This is a genomic window from Variovorax sp. V35 (genome assembly GCF_041154465.1).
In the GTDB taxonomy this organism is placed as follows: Bacteria; Pseudomonadota; Gammaproteobacteria; order Burkholderiales; family Burkholderiaceae_C; genus Variovorax; species Variovorax boronicumulans.
Genome location: NZ_AP028666.1, coordinates 3,678,696 through 3,700,044, shown reverse-complemented (window position 1 = coordinate 3,700,044; position 21,349 = coordinate 3,678,696). Strand labels below are relative to the sequence as shown.

Below are 21,349 nucleotides of genomic sequence, written 5' to 3'. Positions count from 1 at the left end.
GATGGCGCAGTGGAAGCGGGTGTGCTTCAAATTCTGCGAGCCATCACGCGGGCCGTTTGCGCTGAATTCCTCTATCGATATCTGGAATCTGCGGGGTCGCGCGGCTCACCATGCATAGGGCAGGAGCGCCGCCACGGCCGTGGCGTGCAGCCTCCTGCGCACGCGCAGCGGCACATGGCCATGCGGCGCACGGCGTGCCACTTCATGCGGCGACGCCGGCGCGATGCACCAGGCGATGGCGGTCAGCGCGAGGACGTGGCGGGCCTGTGCGGCCGGGGATGAAGAGGCGACGGTGTGCAGTGGCATGGCGGGCGGTTTCCCTGGTTCGATGCCGCCGATTCTGCGAAGCGCATCCGCCGTTGCCAACGACGGATTGCGAATGTCCTGATGCGGTTTGCATCGCATCCGCGCGCCCAAAGGTGTTGCCTCGCTCCCCCTGCGATGGCTACGATGGGCACGCAACCACCCAAGGAGCAGCCGCCATGTCGAACCATGTCTACAAGTCGCTCGAGCTGACGGGCTCGTCCAAGACCAGCATCGAGGACGCGGTGCAGACCGCCATCGCGAAGGCGCACGAGACGGTGCGCAACATCCAGTGGTTCACCGTCACCGAGACGCGTGGCCACGTGGTCGACGGCAAGGTCGCGCACTGGCAGGTGACGGTGAAGATCGGCTTCACGCTCGAGTAGCCGCAACGCGGCCTTGACGGGTCAGGCGCGCAGCGCCGAGGTGCCGTCGTAGATATAGCGGCGCGACCACGGGAGCGTGCTTGCCGCCCTGCCCGCCTTGCGCCCGACGATCTGGTAGATCGCCACGTCGTCGTTCTCGAAGGCGTAGGCGCAGCCCGCGAGGTAGATGCGCCAGATGCGGAATTTTTCTTCGTCGACCAGCGCACGCGCCTCGTCGGCATGGGCCTCGTAGGCGTCGCTCCAGTGGCGCAGCGTCTGCGCGTAGTGCCGGCGCAGGTTCTCCACGTCGAAGGCCTCGAGCCCGCCCTGCTGCATGGCCTGCAGCGCCAGGCTGATGTGCGGCAGCTCGCCGTTGGGGAACACGTAGCGGTCGATGAAGTCGCCGCCGCCGTACGACACGCCGCCGCCCTCGGGGTCGGACGAGGTGATGCCGTGGTTCATGACGATGCCGTCGTCGGCCAGCAGCTGTTGCACGCGCTTGAAGTACTCGGGCAGGTTCTTGCGGCCCACGTGCTCGAACATGCCGACGCTGGTGATGCGGTCGAACTGGCCGGTCACGTCGCGGTAGTCCTGCAGGCGGATCTCGATGCGGTCTGCGAGGCCTGCGGCCTTCACGCGCTCTGTCGCGAGGTCGAACTGGTTCTGCGACAGCGTAACGCCGACGCAGCGCGCGCCGAACTTCTGCGCCGCGCGGATCACCAGCGCGCCCCAGCCGCAGCCGATGTCGAGCAGCGTCTGCCCGGGCTGCAGTTCGATCTTGGTGAGGATGTGGTCGATTTTCTTCAGCTGCGCGGTGGCCAGGTCTTCGTCGCCGTTCTCGAAGTAGGCGCACGAATAGACCATGTTCGCGTCCAGCCAGAGTTGGTAGAACGCGTTCGACACGTCGTAGTGGTACTCGATGGATTTCTTGTCCGACGACTTGGTGTGCGCGAAGTAGCGGGCCATGCTTTGCAGCGCGCCGCCGGGCTTCTCGAGCGAGTTCTTCGCCAGGCCGTAGGCGATGTCGATCACGTCGCTGAGCTTGCCTTCGATGTCGATCTTGCTCTTGACGTAGGCCTCGCCCAGGTTGTCGAGCGTGGGCTGCAGCATCAGCGACAGCGCCGCGGGCGATTTCACGTGCAGCGTGACCGCCGGCCCGCTGAAGTCACCGAAGTCGTAGGACTGGCCGTCCCACAAGGTGAGCCGCGCGGGCAGGTTCGCCCGAGCACGGACCGCGGCGCTCCACTGCGCCAGCTTCTTTTCCCAAAGCATGCATCTCTCCGAGTTGTTGAGTAGTCCCGCCTCCACGGGCGGACGGGTGCTGCAGCGAACAAAACGATAGCGAGATTTGGCGAAACCTGCATTTCCACGACGACGCAAGAAATCGCGGCAGGTGCTATGTTGAAAGACCCCTCGCGCGGGGCCCCGGGCCTACGCGGCTTCCATCGAGGTCGCGTCGTTGCCGGCCTCGCCGAGCCAGCGGCGCTTGTCGCGCAGCGGCGGCGCACCGAACATGCGGCCGTACTCGCGCGCGAACTGCGAGGGGCTTTCGTAGCCCACGTTGTGCGCGGCGCTGGCCACGTCGGTGCCGGCGATCAGCATCTGGCGGCGCGCCTCCTGCAGGCGCAGCTGCTTCTGGTACTGCAGCGGGCTCATCGCCGTCACGGCCTTGAAGTGATGGTGGAACGACGACACGCTCATGTGCACCGCGCGCGCCATGTCTTCCACGCGCAGCGACTGCGCGTAGTTGGTGCGCAGCGCGCTGATGGCTTTCGCGATGCGCTGCGTGTGGCTGTCGTGCAGCGCGATCTGGCGCAGCCGCGCGCCCTCGCCGTTCACCAGCAGCCGGTACATGATCTCGCGCTTGATGAGCGGCGCCATGATCGGAATGTCTTCGGGCGTGTCGAGCAGCCGCAGCAGGCGCAGCACGGGCTCCAGCACCGGCATGGCGATGCGGTTGACGTACATGCCGCGCGAGGCCGGGGCGTTGGCCTTGGCCGGCAGCTTCTCGTCGCCGATGAGGTCGCCGATCTCGTCGAGCGCCAGCTCCAGCCGCACGCCCAGGTAGGGCTCGTTCTCGCTGGTCACGCACACCTGGCCGCACACCGGCAGGTCGACCGAGGTGACGAGGTAGTTCATGGGGTCGTACACGTAGATGTCGTCGCCCACGATGATCCGCTTGGAGCCCTGCGCGATGAGGCCCAGCGCCGGCGTCGCGAAGCCGTGCTTGGGGCCGTCGGGCTTGCTGATGCAGTGCACCTGCAGGCCGGGCACGGCGCATTCGACCGTGCCGTCCTGCCCGCGCGTGATGTGGCGGATGAGCTGCACCAGCTCTTCGCGGGCGGCATCGAGTTCGGGTTCCAGCGGCATCGGCATGGCGAGGACGGTGGCGGTGTCGGGGGTTTCATCAGACATGGGTAGGCCTCTGACAAAGGGGAGCGGCCGCGGTGGCGGCCATGGAGGATTGGGCTGCCCGCAGCTTAGCGTCGCATCCTCCTCTCTGCACCGCCCCGGCGCGAGGTCTGGAGAAATAGGCAAAGACTTTGCAGAAACGCGCTCGCCCGTCGGGGCGCGCCGGCGGGATACTTTTTCGCACCCGCCGGCCATTCGTCAAGCCGGACGGCCCCTCCCCACCCAAAGGACAACTTTCGATGCAATACCGCCAATTCGGCCGCACCGGCCTCCTGGTTTCCGAACTCTGCCTCGGCACGATGACCTTCGGCGGCGCGCCGGGCATCTGGGACCACATCGGCCAGCTGCAGCAAGGCGAGGCCGAAGGCCTCATCGGCCGCTCGCTCGACGCCGGCATCAATTTCATCGACACGGCCGACGTCTACTCCGAAGGCCTGTCCGAGACCATCACCGGCCAGGCGCTGAAGAACCTGAAGGTGCCGCGCGACCGCGTGGTGGTCGCGACCAAGGTGCTGGGCGAAACCGGCAGCAAGGGCGTGAACTCGGCCGGCGCCTCGCGCTACCACATCATGGACGGCGTGAAGGCCAGCCTGAAGCGGCTGCAACTGGACCACATCGACCTGTACCAGATCCACGGCATCGACCCGATCACGCCCATCGAGGAAACGGTGCGCGCGCTCGACGACCTCGTGCGCCAGGGCCACGTGCGCTACGTAGGCGTGTCGAACTGGGCCGCGTGGCAGATCGCCAAGGCGCTGGGCATCGCCGAGCGCGACCGGCTGGTGCGCTTCGAGTCGCTGCAGGCCTACTACACCGTGGCCGGGCGCGACCTGGAGCGCGAGCTGGTGCCGATGCTGCGCAGCGAACAGCTCGGCCTGATGGTCTGGAGCCCGCTGGCCGGCGGCCTGCTCAGCGGCAAGGTCGACCGCCACACCGCCACCGCGCAAGGCAGCCGCCGCGCGAGCTTCGACTTTCCGCCGGTGAACGTGGAGCGCGCCTACGACTGCATCGACCTCATGCGCCAGTTCGCCGAACCGCGCGGCGTGTCGGTGGCACAGATCGCCCTGGCCTGGCTGCTGCACCAGCCGGTCGTGACCAGCGTGATCGTCGGCGCCAAGCGCATCGACCAGCTCGACGACAACATCGCCGCCACCGAGGTGCGGCTCACGGCCGACGAACTCGCGGCGCTCGACAAGGTGAGCGCGCTGGCGCCCGAGTACCCGGGCTGGATGCTGGCGCGCCAGGGCGGCGTGCGCGCCCAGCGGCTGGCCGATTCAGGCCGTCGCGGCTGACACGAGCGGGGCCTCGGTGCGACGCGCGGCATGGGCCGCGCTCGCCCGCAGCGCGCGCAGGTCGAGGTGCTCGGCTGCGCGCGCCGCCGAGGGCTCTGCCAGGTGCGGCACCACGCCCAGCAGCGGCGCGCCGAGCCGGGCGCGCAGCGTCTGCAGGTTGCCTTCGGGCGAGAGCATCTGCGGCTCGACCACGCTCGCGACCCAGCCGGCCAGCACCAGCCCGCGCGCGCGGATCGCTTCGGCGGTGAGCAGCGCATGGTTCAGGCACCCCAGCCGCAGCCCGACCACGAGGATCACGGGCAGGCCCAGCGCCACCGCGAGGTCGGCGGTGTCCAGGTCGTCGCCCAGCGGCACGCAGAAGCCGCCCACGCCCTCCACCACCACCGCATCGGCCTGCGCCGACAGCCGCTCGAAGGCATCGAGCAGCACGGGCAGCGCGACCTGCACGCCCTCTTCCCGCGCCGCCAGGTGCGGCGACATCGGCGCCTTCAGCACGTAGGGGCAGCGCCAGGCGAGTGGTGCGTCGACGTTGCCGGCCGCCTGCAGGCGCTCGACGTCTTCGTTGCGCCATTCGCCGTCGATGGCATCGAGCCCCGCCGCCACCGGCTTCATGCCGACCGCGCGCAGGCCCGAGGCGGCCAGCAGTGCGAGCATGGCGCTGCTCACCAGCGTCTTGCCGACGCCGGTGTCGGTGCCGGTGACGAACCAGCGGCGCTGTGTCGCAGCTGCTGCCGTCGTCATGCGGCCTCCGGCCACGGTTCGGCCAGGGCCTCGCCCAGTGCACCGATGAGCCGCGCCACGTCGGCCTCGGTGTGGCTGGCCGACAGCGCGATGCGCAGCCGCGCGGTGCCGGCAGGCACCGTGGGCGGACGGATCGCGCCCACGCGCAGGCCGTGCGCGTCGAGCCGTTCCATGGTCTGCATGGCGCGCGCGTTGTCGCCCACGATGAGCGGCTGGATGGCGGTCGGCGAATCGGCCAGCCAGGCGCTGCCGTCCGCCGGCAGCACCTGCTTCAGGCCGTTGCGCAGCTGGGTGATGCGGGCGCGCAGTTGCGCGCGGCGGCGCATGCCCTCCTCGCCCTCGATGAGCGCCAGGCTGGTGAGCAGCGCATGCGCCACCGCCGGCGGCGCGGCCGTGGTGAAGATGTAGGGCCGCGCACGCTGCACCAGGAAGTCGATCACCGTGCGGTGCGCCGCCACGAAGGCGCCCGACACGCCGGCCGCCTTGCCCAGCGTGCCGATCAGCACCAGCCGCTCGGAGCGCAGCGCCAGCGCCTGCAGCGCGCCGCGCCCGGTGGCGCCGAGCACGCCGAAACCGTGCGCGTCGTCGATCACCAGCCAGGCGTCGTGCTGCTCGGCCAGCGCCAGCAGGCCCGCCACCGGGGCGATGTGGCCGTCCATGCTGAAGACGGCGTCGCTCACGATGATCTTGACCGGCGCGTCGCAGGCCGCCAGTTGCGCGTCGAGCGCCTGCAGGTCGCAGTGCGGGTAGCGCTCCACGCGGGCGCGGGCCAGCCGCGCGCCGTCGATCAGCGAGGCGTGGTTCAGCGTCTCCGAGAAGATCACCGCCTCGCCGTCGCCCAGCGCCGACAGCACCGCCAGGTTGGCCATGTAGCCGGTGCAGAAGAACAGGCTGCGCGCGTCGGGAATGTGCGGCGCCATCCATTCGCCCAGCCGCTCCTCGAGCTGCGCATGGGCGCGCGAGTGGCCCAGGATGAGGTGCGAGCCGCCGCTGCCCGTGCCGTAGCGCGCCGCGCCTTCGGCCAGCGCCTCGGCCAGCGCGGGGTGCGCGGCCAGGCCCAGGTAGTCGTTGCTGCTGAAGCCGAGCATGGTGCGCGGCGCAGCGGCGCCGGCCAGCGTGAGGATCTGCTCGGGCGCGCAGGCGGTCTCGGCGATCTGCCGGCGGCGGCGCAGCGAGCGCGCGTCGAGCGCGGTGATTTCGTCCTGCAGGCGTTCAAGCAAGCGCAGCATCGCGGACTCCTTCGTCGGCGCGGGCGCCGGATGCGTGGGTGACGGCCTGGAGCGTGGCGAGCGTGCCGTCCACGAGCTGGTCGATCTCGTCGTCGGCGATGGCATACGGCGGCATCAGGTACACGGTGGCGCCGATGGGCCGCATCAGCAGGCCGTGGTCGCGCGCCGCGAGGTGGAAGCGCTCGGAAAAGCGCGCGCCGGGCTCGCGCACGTCGAAGGCCGTGATCATTCCGCGCTGGCGCAGGTGGTCGATCGGCTGGCCGGCGAGCCCCTCGCGCAGCCGCGCCAGCAGGCGCGCGGACCGCGAGCGGTTGCGGTTCAGCGCGTCTTCCTGCTCGAACAGCTCGAGCGTGGCGAGCGCCGCGCGGCAGGCCAGCGCGTTGCCGGTGTAGGAATGCGAATGCAGGAAGCTGCGCGCGGCGTCGTCGTCGACGAAGCCCTGGTAGATGGCCTCGCGCGTCATCACCAGCGCCAGCGGCAGGTAGCCGCCGCTGATGCCCTTCGACAGGCACAGGAAGTCGGGCCAGATGCCGGCCTGTTCGCAGGCGAAGAAGGTGCCGGTGCGCCCGCAGCCGACCGCGATCTCGTCGGCGATCAGGTGCACGCCGAAGCAGTCACACAGCGCGCGCACGCGGCGCAGGTAGGCCGGGTCGTGCATCGCCATGCCGGTGGCGCACTGCACCAGCGGCTCGACGATCACGGCGGCGATGCTGTCGTGCTGCGCGGCCAAGAGCGCCTCGAGCTCGTCGGCCGCGCGGTTCGCCACGGCGGCGGCGTCTTCACCGGGCCGGGCGGCGCGCGCGTCGGGCGAGGCCACGAGGTGCGCGCTGGCGAGCAGCGGCGCGTAGGCGTCGCGGAACACGGGCACGTCGGTCACGTGCAGCGCGCCCAGCGTCTCGCCGTGGTAGCCCCCGCGCAGCGCCACGAAGCGGCGCTTGCCGGCGCGGCCCGCGTTGCGCCAGGCGTGGAAGCTCATCTTGAGCGCGATCTCCACGGCCGAGGCGCCGTCGGAGGCATAGAAGCAATGGCCCAGCGCATGGCCCGTGAGCGCCGCCAGCCGCTCGGCCAGCTCGACCGCCGGCGCGTGCGTGCAGCCGGCGAGCATCACGTGCGGCAGCGTGTCCAGCTGCGCCTTCAGCGCGGCGTTGATCGCCGGGTGCGCGTGGCCGAACAGGTTGACCCACCACGAACTGGTGGCGTCGAGGTAGCGCCGGCCTTCGTGGTCGGTCAGCCAGACGCCCTCGCCGCGCGCGATGGGCAGCGGCGGCGCCACGTCGAGGCGGATGCTCTGGGTGCAGGGGTGCCAGACATGGCGGCGGCTGCGCTGTTGCCAGTCGGCGTTGGCATTGGCGGCATCGGCACCTGCGGCGGCTGGCGCGGTCGTGGGGGAGAAAACGTTCGAGGGAGGCACCCGCGCGTTCCTTTCTGGAGGGCAAGGCGGCGGATCGTATCGACGCGAACGCGCCCCGGCAAACGCCCGGAACGCGTGCAAAAAGAAGGCGGAATGACCGAGGTTGGGCGGTGTAGCGCGTGCGTTCAGGCCAACGTCGCGCAAGCTGGCGACTTCGTGCGGGGCCGCGCCGGCGCGGGGCCGACGCAAGTTGTCCGGCTGCCGTCACAGATGGCGAAGGAATGTCCGCTTTTCAGGGTGTGTGGTGGGTGGACTCCGCTTTTCGGACAGAAGATATGGCTGGTATTCGCAACCGGCTTCAGCCGCGCTTCTCGGCGTTGCGCTTGCGCGTGGCGGCGCCCTTCCTCGCGGAGGCCGAGCGTTCGGCGGCGGTGCGGTTCGCCGCGGCGGCGCCACCGAGGCGCCCGCCCTTGCGCGAGGGCCCGTGGTTCTCGGCCTTGCCGCGGCCCGCACCGCTCTTCTTGCCACCGCCGGTCTCGGCATTCACCGTGGCCCAGGCACGACGCTCGGCCTCGCCCTTGGCCACGCCGCGGTGCTCGTAGCCTGCCTCGATGTGCTCGGCCTTGCGCTTCTGCTTGTCCGTGTAGGACGACTTGTCGCCTCGTGGCATGTCTGCGCTCCTTCAATCAAATGGGATGAAAGAAGCCTTCATGCTGGCCGCCTGTGAGCCGCCATGGGTCGGAAGAGGCAGGCGCTGCGCGTCAGCGCAGTCTGTCGTGCGCGCTCAGGCCGACAACACGTTCGCGAGGTCGGCCTTCAGGGCCGTGGCCCGTTCCGGCGCCCGCGCGAGCCCCGCCTCGACCAGCGCCTGTGCCCGTGCGCGGTCGCCCAGGTGCATCGCGATCCGTGCGAAGTGCAAGGCGGTGCGCGCATGGATCTGGTGCGGGTCGGTCTCGCGCAGCATCTGTTCGAAGCTCTGCGGATAGCTGCCATGCCGTGCGAAGAAAGTACGCCCCGGCCCTTCCCACTCGCTCACGATGAATTCGACGTTTTCCTCGGCCTGTTCTTTCGTCTCGCCATAGGCCCATCCGAACGCGGCGCCGGGCGGGGGGTCCAGGCGGTCGCGGAACACGCAGTGCGATTCTTCGAGCGCCTCGGGCGCCACCGGCGTTCCGCCCTCGGGCGGCAAGAAGTCCAGGTGCGCGCCGAGGTTCAGGTAGCAGGCCTTGCCGCCGCTGGCGCCCTGCACGTTGAACACGTGGATCACCGGCCCGTCGATGCGCCGCAGCGTCTGGCCCGAACCCTGGAAGCCTTCGGCCTTGAGCACGGGAAAGAGGTGGTGCGTGAGCAGCTTGAGGAAGGTGGTGCGGTTCATGGCGCGCGGGGTCTCCGGGTACGCAAGGTGATCGAATAACGCAGGCCCTCGGTTGGGGCGATGGCATGTTGCCATGCCCAGCGCGCCGGCCCGCGCAGCAGGTACACGGAGCGCGGCTCGACGAGGACCTCGAGCGCGGCCGGCCCCGACGCGGGCGCGCCGGGCACGTAGGGCCTGAACTGCATCACCGCATCGCCGTGCAGCGAGACGCCGACGATGTCCTCGAAGTCGGGCACGTCGCGGTGCCAGCCCAGCGGCGTGCCGGGGCGGTACTCGGCGATCAGCACGTGGGTGAGGTCTTCGGGCGCCAGGCCGGCCCAGGCGGCCGCCTTCCCGCGCAGCGGGTGCAGCGCCTCGGGCAGCGGCGCGCCGGGCTTGAGGCGGTTGGTGTCGAAGTCGTAGCTGCCGCCGAAGCTGGTGCCGCGCCGGCGGGCGGTGTATTCCTTGTAGCGCATCTCCTTGAGCGGCAGGCCCTGCACGATGCGCAGCAGGCCGGCCTCCTCGTCGCGCGACAGGAACCCGGCCTCGTAGCGCAGGCCCTCGATGGCCGCCACGGGCGCCTCGCCGAACAGGTCGGGCTGGCCGGCGTGCTCAAGGCGTCGGGTGGCGCGCATCGTTTTCCCCGGCCTCCCCGGCCTCCCCGGCCAGCTGCACATGCCACCAGCGCGGCAGCAGCTCGCGGATCTCGGCGCGCGCAAAGCGGTCGTCGAGCAGGTGCAGCACGCCCGTGTCGGCCTCGGTGCGGATCACGCGGCCGGCGGCCTGCACCACCTTCTGCAGGCCTGGGTAGAGGTAGGTGTACTCGTAGCCCTTGCCGAAGCGCGACTGCATGCGCTCGCGCGTGATCTCGTTGAGTTCGTTGTACTGCGGCAGCCCCAGGCTGGCGACGAAGGCGCCGATGAGCCGGCTGCCGGGCAAGTCGATGCCTTCGCCGAACGCGCCGCCGAGCACGGCGAAGCCGATGCCCTGCCCGCCTTCTTCGAAGCGCGCGACGAAATCGTGGCGGTCGGTTTCGCGCATGCCGCGCGTCTGCGTCCACACAGGCACGCCGGGGTGGCGCAGCGAGAACGCGGCGCAGGCCTTGTCCAGGTAGTCGAAGCTGCTGAAGAAGGCCAGGTAGTTGCCGGGCAGGCGTTCGAACTGCGCGCCGATGATGTCCGTCACGTGGCGCAGCGAGCCGGCGCGGTCGCGAAAGCGCGTGGAGACGCCGGTCGCCACCTCGACGCGCAGCTGCTGGCCGCGAAACGGCGATTCGACGTCGAGCTGCGCCGTGTCTTCGGGCAGGCCGAGCGCGTCGCGGTAGAACGCGAACGGCGCGAGCGTGCCCGAGAAACAGGTGACCGACACCGCATCGGCGAAGCGGCCTTCGAGGAAGGGCCCGGGCACGAGGTTGCGGATGGCCAGGCCGCGCTGCTCCTGCGTGGCGCCCAGCGTGCGCTCGAACACCGAGTGGTCATCGAAGACCTCGGCCAGCCGCGCGAAGTGCAGCGCATCGAAGAAGAAGCGCTGCAGCGGCCCCTGCGCCGCATCGGGCGTGGCGGCGAAGTGCTCGGCCATCGCGGTGTTGGCGGCCTGCAGCGTGCGCAGGAAGCGCTCGGGGATCTCGTCGGCGGTGTCGTAGCCGGCGGTCTGCGCCTGCTGCAGCGTGTCCCATTCGCGGAACAGCCGCGCCAGCGGGCCGCGCACGGCGGCCGGCGCGGCGCGGTGCGCTTCTTCGAGCGCCGCGCCTTCGAGCTTCGCGGTGTACATGCCGCGTGCGCGCTCCAGCAGGTTGTGGGCCTCGTCGACCAGCACGGCGACGCGCCAGTTGGCGTCCTTCATGCTGGCGAACAGAAACGCGCTGCTGTCGAAGTAGTAGTTGTAGTCGCCCACGACGACGTCGCTCCAGTGCGTCATTTCCTGCGCCAGGAAATAGGGGCACACCTCGTGCGCGAGCGCGACCCGCCGCAGCGCCTCGCGGTCGAGCCAGCCCACCTGCGCGGCCTCGGCGCGCGCGGCCGGCAGGCGGTCGTAGAAGCCGCGCGCCAGCGGGCAGGCCTCGCCGTGGCAGGCGCGGTCGGGGTACTCGCAGACCTTCTCGCGGGCCGCGAGCTCGAGCACGCGCGGCCGGTGCGCGCCGCCCTGCCCCAGCACGCGCAAGGCGTCGAGCGCCACGGGCCGCCCGGAGGTCTTGGCGGTGAGGAAGAACACCTTGTCGAGCTTGTGCGCCGCGCGCGCCTTCAGCAGCGGAAAGAGCGTGGCCAGCGTCTTGCCGATGCCCGTGGGCGCCTGCGCCAGCAGGCAGCGCCCGCCCACGGCGGCGCGGTAGACCGCCTCGGCCAGTTCGCGCTGGCCGGTGCGGAAGTCGGCATGGGGAAATTCGAGCCGCGCCAGCGCGTCGTCGAGCGCGCCGCGGTGCGCGGCCTCGCGCTGCGCCCAGTCGCTGTAGCAGGCGCACAGGGTCTCGAAGTGCGTGCGCAGCGTGTCGCGCGTGTGCTGCTCTTCGAGCACGGTTTCGTCGCCGCTGGCCAGGTCGAGGTAGACCAGCGCGACGGTCAGCTGCTCATGCCCTTCCTGCTCGCACAGCATCCAGCCGTAGCAGCGCACCTGGGCCCAGTGCAGCGCGCGGTGGTTGGCGCGGATGGCGTCGAAGTCGCCGCGGAAGGTCTTGATTTCTTCCACCCGTGCCTGCGCCGGGTCGTAGCCGTCGGCCCGGCCGCGCACGCGCAGCGTGCCGCAGGTGGTGGCCAGCGGCACCTCGCTCTGGTAGTCGCCGCCGCGCCGGGCCTGCACCAGCGCGTGGCCGGCCATGCCTTCGAGCGCGCTGGGCGCGGGCACGAAGCGCAGGTCGAGATCGCCCGCCTTCGCGCCGAAGGCGCACAAGGCCTTGACGGACACGACGTGCGCCGCCGAAACGGCGGCTGACGGAGCGGAATGGAGGTCGGAAGGCATGCTGCCGATACTGGATGAAATCACAGTATAGCGAGTGCCGAATGCGGCAATACGTCACACAAATCGGTATCGAGGCCTTCTCCGACAGGTCAAATGATCTTTTTCGGCAAGACTTGACAAGTTTTGCTTACAAATGCATTCATGAAAACTCCCTCCGCGATCGACCCCGTCGAATTCGACCGCCTGCTCAGCCGCAACCTCAAGCTGCCGCTGCTGGGCGGACTGATCGGGGCCGTGGCCTTCGTCGCGCTGATCCTGTATCTGCTGACGAGCCTGAGCTGGGTCGAGCACACCGACCAGGTCACGCGCGCCGCCAGCGAACTGCAACGCCGCTCCATCGACATGGAAACGGGCATGCGCGGCTTCCTGATCACCGGCGAGGAGAGTTTTCTCGAGCCCTACCAGTCCGCCCTGCCGCGCCTGAAGGCCGACACCGACGCGCTGCGCCGCCAGGTGTCGGACAACCGCCAGCAGGTGGAGCGTGTCGACCGCATCGTCGGCCTGCAGGAGTCGTGGCTGAACTTCGCGCGGGAAATGATCGAGGCGCGGCGCAACGGCATCGATCCGCAGGCCACCGTCCGGCTGGGCCGCGGCAAGCGCCTGACCGACGACCTGCGTGCCGAGTTCACGGCCTTCATGGACACCGAGCAGACGCTGCGCTTCCAGCGCAACACCGAGGCCAACCGCACGAGCTGGTGGGTGGTCGGGCTGTTCCTTCTGTTCACGCTGGTGTACTCGGGCCTGGTGGCGTTCTTCGGGCGCCGGCAGCTGATGCGCCTGTCCGACAGCTACGACGTGGTGCTGCGCGAACAGGCGGCGCACGCCGAGCGCCTGTCGCAGGAGGCCTGGCTGCGCAATGCGCAGACCGAGCTGGTGGGCGAGCTGGTCGGCGAACTCAGCGCGCCGGACATGGGCCGCAAGATCCTCGCGTTCTTCTCGCGCCACCTCGGCAGCTCCGTGGGCGCGCTCTATGTGCGTGAACGCCACGGCCCGCTGCGCCGCGCCGCGAGCTACGGTTTTTCGAGCGAGGCCGAAGCCTCGCCGCAGGTGTTCTCCCCCACCGAAAGCCTGGTCGGCCAGGCGGCGGCCGAGCAGCGCCGCATGCTGATCGATCCGGTGCAGGCCGACTACCTGAAGGTGAATTCCGGCCTCGGCGAGATGGCGCCCAAGGCCGTGCTGCTGCTGCCGGTGGCGGCCGACGGCGCCGTCAACGGCGTGCTCGAACTCGGCCTGCCGGGCACGCCCGACGCGCGCAGCGAGCAGCTGTTCGACCTCGTGGCCGACGACATCGGCACCTCGCTGGCGGCGGCGCGCTACCGCGAGCAATTGCAGGACGTGCTGGCTGAAACGCAGCAGCTCAACGAGGAGCTGCAGGTGCAGCAGGAAGAGCTGCGCACCGCCAACGAAGAGCTCGAAGAACAGTCGCGCGCCCTGCGCGCCTCGCAGGCCATGCTGGAGAACCAGCAGGCCGAGCTGGAGCAGACCAACAGCCAGCTGTCGGAACGCACCGAAGCGCTCGACCAGCGCAACACCGCGCTGCGCCGCGTGCAGCGCGACCTGGAAGACCGCGCCGACGAACTGCAGCGCGCCAGCCGCTACAAGTCGGAGTTCCTGGCGAACATGTCGCACGAGCTGCGCACGCCGCTGAACAGCGCGCTCATCCTGGCCAAGCTGCTGGGCGACAACCCGCAGGGCAACCTGTCGCTGGAGCAGGTGAAGTTCGCGGAATCGATTTACGCCTCGGGCAACGACCTGCTGGTGCTGATCAACGACATCCTGGACATCGCCAAGGTCGAGGCCGGCAAGCTCGAACTGGTGCCCGAGGAGGTGCCGCTCGACAAGCTGGCCCAGAGCCTGGAAAGCACCTTCCGCCCGCTCGCGACCGACAAGAACCTGGAGTTCCGCCTGGAGCTGCGGCCCGACGCGCCGGCCCTGCTGGTCACCGACCGCCAGCGCGTGGAGCAGATCCTGAAGAACCTGCTGTCGAATGCGATCAAGTTCACCGAGCGCGGCGAGGTGGCGCTCACGGTGTCGGCCACGGCCGACGGCGGTGCCGCCTTTGCGGTGCACGACTCGGGCATCGGCATCGACCCGCAGCAGCACGAGCTGATCTTCGAGGCCTTCCGCCAGGCAGACGGCACCACCAGCCGGCGCTACGGCGGCACGGGGCTGGGCCTGTCGATCTCGCGCGATCTCACGCAGCTGCTGGGCGGCTCGCTGACGGTGAAGAGCGAAGCCGGCCAGGGCAGCACCTTCACGCTGCAGCTGCCGCCGCGCGCGCCGCAGACGATGCCGGCGCCGGCCGTGCCGGTGGGCACGCTGCGTTCGGTGTCGAGCGCCTCGCCCTCGCATGCACCCGCCGTGCTGTCGCCGCCGCCGCTCGCGCCCCCTGCCCCGGCTCCGGTGGTGCCGGCCCCGCGCTTCGCGGACGACCGCTCGATTCCGCGCGACCAGGTGCGCCGCGTGCTGGTCATCGAGGACGAGCCGCAGTTCGCCCACATCCTGTACGACCTGGCGCACGAGCTGGGCTACCGCTGCCTGGTGGCACATGGCGCGGCCGACGGCTTCGAGCTGGCCACGCAGTTCGTGCCCGACGCGATCCTGCTGGACATGCGCCTGCCCGACAGCACCGGCCTGGATGTGCTGCAAAAGCTCAAGGACTCGCCGCACACGCGCCACATCCCGATCCACGTGGTCTCGGCCGCCGACAACGCGCAGGCCGCCGCGCTGCACATGGGCGCCATCGGCTTCGCGCTGAAGCCGGCCACGCGCGAGGAGCTGACCAAAGTGTTCGGCCGGCTGGAAGAAAAGCTCACCCAGAAGGTCAAGGTCGTGCTGCTGGTGGAAGACGACGCCTTGCAGCGCGAGAGCGTGATCAGGCTGATCGGCGACGACGACATCGAGATCGTCGCGGTCGGCTCCGGCGAGGAGGCGCTGGCGCTGCTGCGCACGCGCGTGTTCGACTGCATGATCACCGACCTGCGGCTGCCCGACATGCAGGGCAGCGAGCTGCTCAAGGCCATGGCGGCGGAAGAGATCGTGTCGTTCCCGCCGGTCATCGTCTACACCGGGCGCAACCTCACGCGCGACGAAGAAACCGAGCTGCAGCGCTACTCGCGCTCGATCATCATCAAGGGCGCGCGCTCGCCCGAGCGGCTGCTCGACGAGGTGACGCTGTTCCTGCACAAGGTGGAGGCCTCGCTGTCCAGCGAGCGCCAGGGCATGCTGAAGACGGCGCGCGGGCGCGACCGCATCTTCGAGGGCCGCACCATCCTGCTGGTGGACGACGACGTGCGCAACATCTTCGCGCTCACCAGCGCGCTGGAGCAGCGCGGCGCCACGGTCGAGATCGGCCGCAACGGCCGCGAGGCGCTGGAGCGCCTGGACCAGGTCAGCGAGATCGACCTCGTGCTGATGGACGTGATGATGCCGGAGATGGACGGCCTGGAAGCCACGCGCCACCTGCGCGCCGACCCGCGCTTTGTGAAGATGCCGGTGATCGCCATCACCGCCAAGGCCATGAAGGATGACCGCGACCAGTGTCTGGCCGCGGGCGCCAGCGACTACCTGGCCAAGCCGGTCGACCTGGAGCGGCTGTTCTCGCTGCTGCGCGTGTGGATGCCGAAGATGGAGCGCCTGTGACCCGCAAGCCCCTGCCCGCCGCGCTGCAGGACCCGGCCACCGCCCCCATGCAGCCCCAGCCGCTGAGCGACACCGAGATCGAGCTGCGCCTGCTGATGGAGGCCATCTACCTCAAGTACAGCTACGACTTCCGCAACTACACCACCGCCTCGCAGAAGCGCCGCGTGCTGTATGCGCTGGAACAGCTCGAGCTGCCGAGCATCTCGGCGCTGCAGGACCGCGTGCTGCGCGACGCGGCGCTGTTCGGCCAATTGCTGCAGTTCCTGACGATTCCTGTGAGCGAGATGTTCCGCGACCCGGCGTACTTCCTGGCGCTGCGCCGGCATGTGGTGCCGATCCTGCACACCTACCCCTCGGTCAAGGTGTGGGTGGCGGGCTGCAGCACGGGCGAAGAGGTGTTCTCGCTGGCCATCCTGCTGCGCGAGGAAGGCCTGCTCGAGCGCACGCAGATCTACGCCACCGACATCAACCCGGCCTCGCTCGAGAAGGCGCGCCAGGGCATCTTTCCGCTCGAGGCGATCCGCGGCTACACGGCCAACTACCAGCGCGCGGGCGGCCTGAGTGCGTTCTCCGACTACTACACGGCCGCCTACGAGGCCGCGCGCTTCGACCCCTCGCTGTGCGCCGACGTGATCTTTGCCGACCACAGCCTGGCCACCGACAGCGTGTTCGCCGAGACGCAGCTGGTGTCGTGCCGCAACGTGCTGATCTACTTCAACCGCCAGCTGCAGGACCGCGCGCTCGGGCTGTTCCACGAGTCGCTGTCGCACCGCGGTTTTCTCGGGCTGGGCTCGAAGGAGAGCATCGACTTCTCGGGCTATGCCGACCGCTTCGACGCCCACGCGCGCGCCGAGCGCATCTACCGCAAGGTCGCATGAAGCGCGCCGGCACGCAGCACCGTCCGTTTCCGGTTCGCCGCGTCGAAGCCGTGGTGCTCGGCGCCTCGGCCGGCGGCATCGACGCGCTCAGTGCGGTGCTCGACGGCCTGCCGGCCAACTGGCGCATTCCGATGGCGGTGGTGCTGCACCTGCCCGAATCGCACGAGAGCCACCTGGCCGAGATCTTCGCGCAGCGCCTGCCGATTCCCGTGCACGAAGCGCTCGACAAGATGCCGCTGGTGGACGGCTGCCTGTACTTCGCGCCGCCGGGCTACCACCTGTCGATCGAGCGCGGGCGCCGCTTTTCATTGAGTTGCGAGCCGCCCGTGCTGTTCTCGCGCCCGTCTATCGACGTGCTCATGGCCTCGGCCGCCGATGCCTACGGGCCGTCGGTGGCCGGCTTTCTCATGACCGGCGCCAACGAAGACGGCGCCGAAGGCCTGCTGCGCATCCACCGCGCCGGCGGACTCACCGCCGTGCAAGACCCGAAAGAAGCCCTGGTTCCCACCATGCCCCTCGCCGCCATTGCGCGCCACGCCCCCGACCACGTGCTTCGGCTGCGCGACTTGCGCATCCTGCTGCAGCTACTGGAGCCCGCCCATGCCCATTGAGGTCGAAAGCAAGCTGCTGATCGTCGACGACCTGCCCGAGAACCTGCTGGCGCTCGAGGCGCTGATTCGCGCACCCGGACGGCTGGTGTACCGCGCCGGTTCGGCCGAGGCCGCGCTGGCGCTGCTGCTGGAACACGAATTCGCGCTCGCCATCGTCGACGTGCAGATGCCCGGCATGAACGGCTTCGAACTGGCCGAGCTGATGCGCGGCACCGAGCGCACGCGGCACATCCCGATCATCTTCGTGAGCGCCGCCGGGCGCGAGATGAACTACGCCTTCCAGGGCTACGAAAGCGGCGCGGTCGACTTCCTGCACAAGCCGCTCGATCCGCACGCGGTGGTCAGCAAGGTCAGCGTGTTCGTCGACCTGCACCAGCACCGCAAGGCGCTGCGCCATGAAATGGAATCGCTGGCCGCCGCGCACCGCAAGCAGGAAGAGCTGGTGCAGCAGCTGCAGCACACGCAGCGCGAGCTGGAGCGCGCGGTGCGCATGCGCGACGACTTCATGTCGATGGTGTCGCACGAACTGCGCACGCCGCTGAACACGCTCTACCTGGAGGCGCAGTTGCGGCAGCTGCACCTGTCCAAGGGCAAGCTCGACAGCTTCTCGCCCGAGAAGCTGCCCACCATGATCGAGCGCGACCAGCGGCAGATCCGCAACATGGTGCGCCTCATCGACGACATGCTCGACGTGACGCGGCTGCGGCGCGACGCGCTGTCGATCCAGACCAAGCCGGTCGACCTGGCCGAGCTGGCCCGCGCCGTGGTCGACAACCTGCGCCACCAGGCCGAGGCCGCGGGCTGCACCATCAGCCTGGACGCGCCCCCGGCGCTGCGCGGCGTGTGGGACGAGTTCCGCATCGAACAGGTGCTGACCAACCTCTTGACCAACGCGCTGCGCTACGGCGGCGGCAAGCCGGTCGAGATGACGGTGCGCCAGGACGGCGACCACGCGGTCGTGAGCGTGCGCGATCAGGGCATCGGCATCTCGCCCGAGGACCACCAGCGCATCTTCGAGCAGTTCGAACGCACCGACGTCAGCCGCAAGCACGCGGCCGGCCTGGGCCTGGGGCTGTACATCACGCACAAGATCGTGAGCCTGCATGCGGGCCGCATCGGCGTGGAGAGCACGCCGGGCCACGGCGCGCGCTTCTTCGTCGAGCTGCCGCTGCAGCCGCCGCCCGCCTCGGCCGACACCGGGAAGTAACAAACAAGGCCTCTGTTACGGATTCCGGTAGGCACAGCGTCGATACTGCGGGATCGCAATCAATGGATGCCGAGAGAAAACAACTGTGAATGTGCTGATCGTCGACGACAACGAGGCCGCGGCCGACCTGCTGCGGGAGCTGCTGACGCTGCAGGATCACACCGCCCGCTGCACCTACACGGCGCAACAGGCGCTGGACGCGGCGGCCGGCGAGCGCTTCGATGCGGCGCTGATCGATCTCACCCTGCCCGACTTCCCTGGCACCGAGGTGGCGCGCCGGCTGCGTGCCACCGCCACCGAAGGCACGCCGCGGCTGCTGGTGGCGATTTCTGGTTTTTCGGAACGGGACGCGGCGAATGCGGCGCCGGGCGAGGTGCTGTTCGACCACCACCTGCAAAAGCCCATCGACATCGGGGCACTCGAGCGCATCCTCGCGCCGGGCTGATTCGGCTCCCCTCGCCTTTCAGCGCATCGCGCGGTAGCGGTAGAGGCGAAAACCTTCCTTCTGGATGAAGCCGCTGGGCTCCCAGCCGCGTGCGAGCGCACGGTCGGTGATCTGCGCCATCTGCAGGCCGATGCTGTCCTGGAGGTTGTCCCCCACGGCCAGCTCGAACTTACGGAGTTCGCCGTCCAGGGCCTCCACCGCCGCAATGGCGGCCTCGACATCGGTGAAAGGCCGAACGCTGGTCTGCATTTTTTGTCGCTCCTTCGGCACTCTGCGCGCCTGTTGAACGATGCAAGGCAAGTGTCATGCCCCGGGCCTCAACCCTCCCTCAGGCATGAAATGAATTCTTTGATCTTACAAATGTGACTGAATGTGACGTTTTCGTCAGAGTTCACGCCAAGAATTGGCATGCCTGAAAGCTTGCGGGTCGCCGGTCAATCGCGGTCGTCATCGTCGTCGTCATCGTTCGGCGCACGGTAGGGATAGCCGGGGCCGTAGTACAGGCGCCCGCGCGGCGGGACGTAGATCGGGGCCGGCCGGTAGTACACGGGTGGCGGCGGACGGTAGTAGGCCCGCGGCGGTGGCGGCTCGTAGTAGATCGGGGCCGGGTACGCATAGACGGGCGGCGGCACGTAGTACGGCGGCGCATAGACCGCACCGGGCGTGCCGATCTGCACCGACCAGCTCGTGCGCGCGCTGGCGGCACCCGTGGCGAGCAGCGCGCCGGCCGCGATCGCGGCAGCGGCGGCCCATCTGAAAACAGAAGAATCACTTGGGGAATGCATGGTGGCTCCAGGCCTGGCGCGAACGGCGCCGGCGTGGTCCTGCAACGCCACATGTCCCTGCGTGGTGCACCTCGAAGCGCACCAGCTGGTTGCCAAACGTGAACGGGATTTTCAGTCGGCCTTCAGTTCACGATGGCCCGGCGCGACAGCATCACGTCGTCGCCTGTCGTGTTGAAGGCGATGGTCGGCGCGCTGAAGTCGCTCAGCGGCGCGCCCAGGCCGATCTCGCCGCGGCCGTGCAGCACGCACTCGTCGCGCCGCAGCGCGATCTCGTGGCTCGGCCCGCCGTTGCCATGGAAGCGCACCCAGGTGCCGTAGGTGCTGACGTCGATCAGCACGCAACTGCCCTGCCGCTCCTCGATGCGCGCATGCAGCCGCGACACGCGCGGGTCGTTGACCACGAATTGCGCGTCGCCCACGCGACCCAGGTGGATGGGCAGCTGGTCGATGCGGAACATGGAGCGCACGTCGAGCCACGCGAGTTCGATGCGGCCGAAGGTGGAATCGGGCAGGCGCGCCGGCAGCAGCGCGGCCGGCACGGTGAGGAAGCTGGTGAGGTCTTCCTGCCAGTCGATGCGGTGGACGATCGACATCTCGGTGCGCCCGCGGATGCTGATGGGCCCGAGGTCGCGGTGCTGCACCGCGCCTTCGTGCAGTTGCTGGATCACCGCCTCGGTGACCCAGATCTGGCCGGGGCCGGCCAGGTCGCTCAGGCGCGAGGCCAGGTTGACGGCGTCGCCGAAGCAGTCGCCCTCGACCTCGACCACGTCGCCGCTGGCCACGCCGATCTGCAGCGCCATGCGCAGCGGCACGGGCCAGCCGGCCAGGCGCTTCTGGTGGTAGCGCTGCAACTCGATGACCGCGTGCGTGGCGGCGGCGCCGCTGGTGAAGATGGCGAACACGCCGTCGCCGAGCGATTTCACGACCCGGCCGCCGTGGGCCTCGCACACACGCCCGATCCATTGGGTCAGCCGCGTCACGGTTTCGGTGGCACGTGCATTCCCCATGGCCTCGAAGACCCTGGTACTTCCGGTCAAGTCCGCGAAAACGACTGTGGAATTGACACCCATACTGTTTTTTCTTGGCGGCAAGCGCTGGTTATGTTGCTCTGGACCTTTCGCCGCTCCTGCGAGAAGTTTCCCCGACATGCGCCTTCACATGCAAGGAACGATCCGCAGAAGCTTCTTGTTGACGCTGCATCGACGGGGCCAGCTTGGCGCATCGTGCAGATGAATGCCAAAGTTTTTTAATACTTTTGCGCTCAAAATTCAAATGACAACAAAAGAGACCGCTAAAGCTTGTTGTTTGCAAACAAGAAACGGTGTTTCACATCTTGTGTCCCGGCGAACTGAGGCTTAAGGTAGCGACCGTCTCAGCTCCCGGCAATACGCTTTTCGTGACATGCTGCTCTTTCGCCGCCTTTTTCAGCTCCTGAACGTACCCGGCCTGGGCTCGCGGCAGGTTGCGGAAAGTCAGCTCGGGCGCATCCGCACGGCGATGCTGTCGGTGCTCCAGGGCCGCGGTGGCCAATCGATCCAGCGTGTCAGCCAACGCGTGCGCTTTGCGGTCGATGTCGAGACCCTCTGGTACCTGCGTCAGGACGTGATGGTCGCGCTGAGCGCCATCGACGGCGAATCGGCCGCGCGGCGCCAGATGAAAGAAATCAACAGCATGTTCAAGGGCGGCCTGCCCGGCTCGATGGGCCCGCGCGTCCATCAGCGTTTCACCAACCAGTGATGTTCTGATCGGCCGGCATCGCTGCGGCACCGGTGGCCGCCTGCG

General features: G+C 69.2%; 21 protein-coding genes. 8 read left to right on the top strand and 13 right to left on the bottom strand.

Translation table 11 applies throughout. The features are described 5' to 3' along the window. Positions 1–105: 105 nt before the first annotated feature. Positions 106–306 (bottom strand): hypothetical protein, encoded by a 201-nt coding sequence (locus ACAM42_RS17145; protein ID WP_062482175.1) that lies wholly within the window; start codon positions 304–306, stop codon positions 106–108. Positions 307–482: 176 nt separating this feature from the next. Between ACAM42_RS17145 and ACAM42_RS17140 the strand changes: the two genes are divergently transcribed. Next, a complete protein-coding gene (locus tag ACAM42_RS17140; protein WP_062482179.1) occupies positions 483–689 on the top strand; it encodes a dodecin in 207 nt (68 codons plus the stop codon). Positions 690–710: 21 nt separating this feature from the next. Here ACAM42_RS17140 and ACAM42_RS17135 read toward each other — a convergent pair whose 3' ends face one another. Both ACAM42_RS17135 and ACAM42_RS17130 read right to left on the bottom strand, forming a co-directional pair. Further along, positions 711–1,940 (bottom strand): class I SAM-dependent methyltransferase, encoded by a 1,230-nt coding sequence (locus ACAM42_RS17135; RefSeq protein ID WP_369628817.1) that lies wholly within the window; start codon positions 1,938–1,940, stop codon positions 711–713. Positions 1,941–2,099: 159 nt separating this feature from the next. Continuing rightward, positions 2,100–3,083 (bottom strand): AraC family transcriptional regulator, encoded by a 984-nt coding sequence (locus tag ACAM42_RS17130; RefSeq protein WP_062482185.1) that lies wholly within the window; start codon positions 3,081–3,083, stop codon positions 2,100–2,102. A gap of 236 nt (positions 3,084–3,319) precedes the next feature. Between ACAM42_RS17130 and ACAM42_RS17125 the strand changes: the two genes are divergently transcribed. Further along, a complete protein-coding gene (locus ACAM42_RS17125; RefSeq protein WP_369628816.1) occupies positions 3,320–4,372 on the top strand; it encodes an aldo/keto reductase in 1,053 nt (350 codons plus the stop codon). On the opposite strand, the gene bioD is transcribed toward ACAM42_RS17125, so the two are convergent. The 7 genes from bioD to ACAM42_RS17090 all read right to left on the bottom strand — a co-directional run bounded on the left by bioD (position 4,355) and on the right by ACAM42_RS17090 (position 11,999). Continuing rightward, positions 4,355–5,113, bottom strand: coding sequence for a dethiobiotin synthase (gene bioD / locus ACAM42_RS17120; protein ID WP_369628815.1), 759 nt, complete (start codon positions 5,111–5,113; stop codon positions 4,355–4,357). The two genes, ACAM42_RS17125 and bioD, sit on opposite strands and share 18 nt — an antisense overlap. Continuing rightward, positions 5,110–6,342, bottom strand: a complete 1,233-nt coding sequence (gene bioF, locus ACAM42_RS17115; protein ID WP_354347023.1) for an 8-amino-7-oxononanoate synthase — start codon at positions 6,340–6,342, stop codon at positions 5,110–5,112. Before bioF ends, bioD begins: the two co-directional genes overlap by 4 nt. Further along, the gene (locus ACAM42_RS17110; protein WP_369628814.1) at positions 6,326–7,753 is read right to left on the bottom strand and encodes an adenosylmethionine--8-amino-7-oxononanoate transaminase; all 1,428 of its coding nucleotides are present in this window, start codon (positions 7,751–7,753) and stop codon (positions 6,326–6,328) included. Before ACAM42_RS17110 ends, bioF begins: the two co-directional genes overlap by 17 nt. Positions 7,754–8,051: 298 nt before the next feature. Then, positions 8,052–8,363: a hypothetical protein gene (locus tag ACAM42_RS17105; RefSeq protein WP_062480036.1), complete on the bottom strand. Its 312-nt coding sequence runs from the start codon at positions 8,361–8,363 to the stop codon at positions 8,052–8,054. A 114-nt stretch (positions 8,364–8,477) separates the two neighbouring features. Continuing rightward, complete coding sequence (locus ACAM42_RS17100; RefSeq protein ID WP_062480038.1) at positions 8,478–9,068, bottom strand: DUF4304 domain-containing protein; 591 nt, start codon at positions 9,066–9,068, stop codon at positions 8,478–8,480. Then, entirely contained in the window at positions 9,065–9,682 is a 618-nt protein-coding gene (locus ACAM42_RS17095; RefSeq protein WP_369628813.1) for an alpha-ketoglutarate-dependent dioxygenase AlkB, read from the bottom strand. Before ACAM42_RS17095 ends, ACAM42_RS17100 begins: the two co-directional genes overlap by 4 nt. Next, entirely contained in the window at positions 9,660–11,999 is a 2,340-nt protein-coding gene (locus ACAM42_RS17090) for a helicase C-terminal domain-containing protein (RefSeq protein ID WP_369628812.1), read from the bottom strand. Before ACAM42_RS17090 ends, ACAM42_RS17095 begins: the two co-directional genes overlap by 23 nt. A 141-nt stretch (positions 12,000–12,140) precedes the next feature. On the opposite strand from ACAM42_RS17090, the gene ACAM42_RS17085 reads away from it, so the two are divergent. The 5 genes from ACAM42_RS17085 to ACAM42_RS17065 all read left to right on the top strand — a co-directional run bounded on the left by ACAM42_RS17085 (position 12,141) and on the right by ACAM42_RS17065 (position 18,782). Continuing rightward, positions 12,141–15,641, top strand: coding sequence for a response regulator (locus ACAM42_RS17085; RefSeq protein WP_369628811.1), 3,501 nt, complete (start codon positions 12,141–12,143; stop codon positions 15,639–15,641). A gap of 47 nt (positions 15,642–15,688) precedes the next feature. Continuing rightward, complete coding sequence (locus ACAM42_RS17080) at positions 15,689–16,519, top strand: protein-glutamate O-methyltransferase CheR (RefSeq protein WP_062480071.1); 831 nt, start codon at positions 15,689–15,691, stop codon at positions 16,517–16,519. Next, positions 16,516–17,130, top strand: coding sequence for a chemotaxis protein CheB (locus ACAM42_RS17075; protein WP_062480044.1), 615 nt, complete (start codon positions 16,516–16,518; stop codon positions 17,128–17,130). The genes ACAM42_RS17080 and ACAM42_RS17075 overlap by 4 nt, the downstream gene beginning before the upstream one ends. Further along, positions 17,120–18,337 carry an ATP-binding protein gene (locus ACAM42_RS17070; RefSeq protein WP_369628810.1) on the top strand — a complete coding sequence of 406 codons (1,218 nt, stop codon included), beginning with the start codon at positions 17,120–17,122 and terminating at the stop codon, positions 18,335–18,337. The genes ACAM42_RS17075 and ACAM42_RS17070 overlap by 11 nt, the downstream gene beginning before the upstream one ends. Positions 18,338–18,422: 85 nt before the next feature. Beyond that, the gene (locus ACAM42_RS17065; protein ID WP_369628809.1) at positions 18,423–18,782 is read left to right on the top strand and encodes a response regulator; all 360 of its coding nucleotides are present in this window, start codon (positions 18,423–18,425) and stop codon (positions 18,780–18,782) included. 18 nt (positions 18,783–18,800) lie between these two features. On the opposite strand, the gene ACAM42_RS17060 is transcribed toward ACAM42_RS17065, so the two are convergent. From ACAM42_RS17060 to ACAM42_RS17050, 3 genes are all read right to left on the bottom strand, one after another. Then, on the bottom strand, positions 18,801–19,031 hold the full coding sequence (locus ACAM42_RS17060) for a hypothetical protein (RefSeq protein WP_070060568.1): 231 nt from the start codon (positions 19,029–19,031) through the stop codon (positions 18,801–18,803). A 185-nt stretch (positions 19,032–19,216) separates the two neighbouring features. After that, a complete protein-coding gene (locus ACAM42_RS17055; protein ID WP_139706354.1) occupies positions 19,217–19,567 on the bottom strand; it encodes a hypothetical protein in 351 nt (116 codons plus the stop codon). Between the two features lie 122 nt (positions 19,568–19,689). After that, complete coding sequence (locus ACAM42_RS17050) at positions 19,690–20,637, bottom strand: adenylate/guanylate cyclase domain-containing protein (protein ID WP_062480056.1); 948 nt, start codon at positions 20,635–20,637, stop codon at positions 19,690–19,692. 331 nt (positions 20,638–20,968) lie between these two features. Between ACAM42_RS17050 and ACAM42_RS17045 the strand changes: the two genes are divergently transcribed. Beyond that, positions 20,969–21,304 (top strand): hypothetical protein, encoded by a 336-nt coding sequence (locus ACAM42_RS17045; RefSeq protein WP_062480058.1) that lies wholly within the window; start codon positions 20,969–20,971, stop codon positions 21,302–21,304. Positions 21,305–21,349 lie beyond the last annotated feature (45 nt).

Coding starts and splice junctions, on each gene's coding strand:
- ACAM42_RS17090 (WP_369628812.1), bottom strand. CDS start 11,999: ATGCCTTCCGACCTCCATTCCGCTCCGTCAGCCGCCGTTTCGGCGGCG.
- ACAM42_RS17125 (WP_369628816.1), top strand. CDS start 3,320: ATGCAATACCGCCAATTCGGCCGCACCGGCCTCCTGGTTTCCGAACTC.
- ACAM42_RS17050 (WP_062480056.1), bottom strand. CDS start 20,637: ATGGGTGTCAATTCCACAGTCGTTTTCGCGGACTTGACCGGAAGTACC.
- ACAM42_RS17070 (WP_369628810.1), top strand. CDS start 17,120: ATGCCCATTGAGGTCGAAAGCAAGCTGCTGATCGTCGACGACCTGCCC.
- ACAM42_RS17045 (WP_062480058.1), top strand. CDS start 20,969: ATGCTGCTCTTTCGCCGCCTTTTTCAGCTCCTGAACGTACCCGGCCTG.
- ACAM42_RS17080 (WP_062480071.1), top strand. CDS start 15,689: ATGCAGCCCCAGCCGCTGAGCGACACCGAGATCGAGCTGCGCCTGCTG.
- ACAM42_RS17075 (WP_062480044.1), top strand. CDS start 16,516: ATGAAGCGCGCCGGCACGCAGCACCGTCCGTTTCCGGTTCGCCGCGTC.
- ACAM42_RS17100 (WP_062480038.1), bottom strand. CDS start 9,068: ATGAACCGCACCACCTTCCTCAAGCTGCTCACGCACCACCTCTTTCCC.
- bioD (WP_369628815.1), bottom strand. CDS start 5,113: ATGACGACGGCAGCAGCTGCGACACAGCGCCGCTGGTTCGTCACCGGC.
- ACAM42_RS17095 (WP_369628813.1), bottom strand. CDS start 9,682: ATGCGCGCCACCCGACGCCTTGAGCACGCCGGCCAGCCCGACCTGTTC.
- bioF (WP_354347023.1), bottom strand. CDS start 6,342: ATGCTGCGCTTGCTTGAACGCCTGCAGGACGAAATCACCGCGCTCGAC.
- ACAM42_RS17145 (WP_062482175.1), bottom strand. CDS start 306: ATGCCACTGCACACCGTCGCCTCTTCATCCCCGGCCGCACAGGCCCGC.
- ACAM42_RS17055 (WP_139706354.1), bottom strand. CDS start 19,567: ATGCATTCCCCAAGTGATTCTTCTGTTTTCAGATGGGCCGCCGCTGCC.
- ACAM42_RS17140 (WP_062482179.1), top strand. CDS start 483: ATGTCGAACCATGTCTACAAGTCGCTCGAGCTGACGGGCTCGTCCAAG.
- ACAM42_RS17135 (WP_369628817.1), bottom strand. CDS start 1,940: ATGCTTTGGGAAAAGAAGCTGGCGCAGTGGAGCGCCGCGGTCCGTGCT.
- ACAM42_RS17060 (WP_070060568.1), bottom strand. CDS start 19,031: ATGCAGACCAGCGTTCGGCCTTTCACCGATGTCGAGGCCGCCATTGCG.
- ACAM42_RS17085 (WP_369628811.1), top strand. CDS start 12,141: ATGAAAACTCCCTCCGCGATCGACCCCGTCGAATTCGACCGCCTGCTC.
- ACAM42_RS17105 (WP_062480036.1), bottom strand. CDS start 8,363: ATGCCACGAGGCGACAAGTCGTCCTACACGGACAAGCAGAAGCGCAAG.
- ACAM42_RS17130 (WP_062482185.1), bottom strand. CDS start 3,083: ATGTCTGATGAAACCCCCGACACCGCCACCGTCCTCGCCATGCCGATG.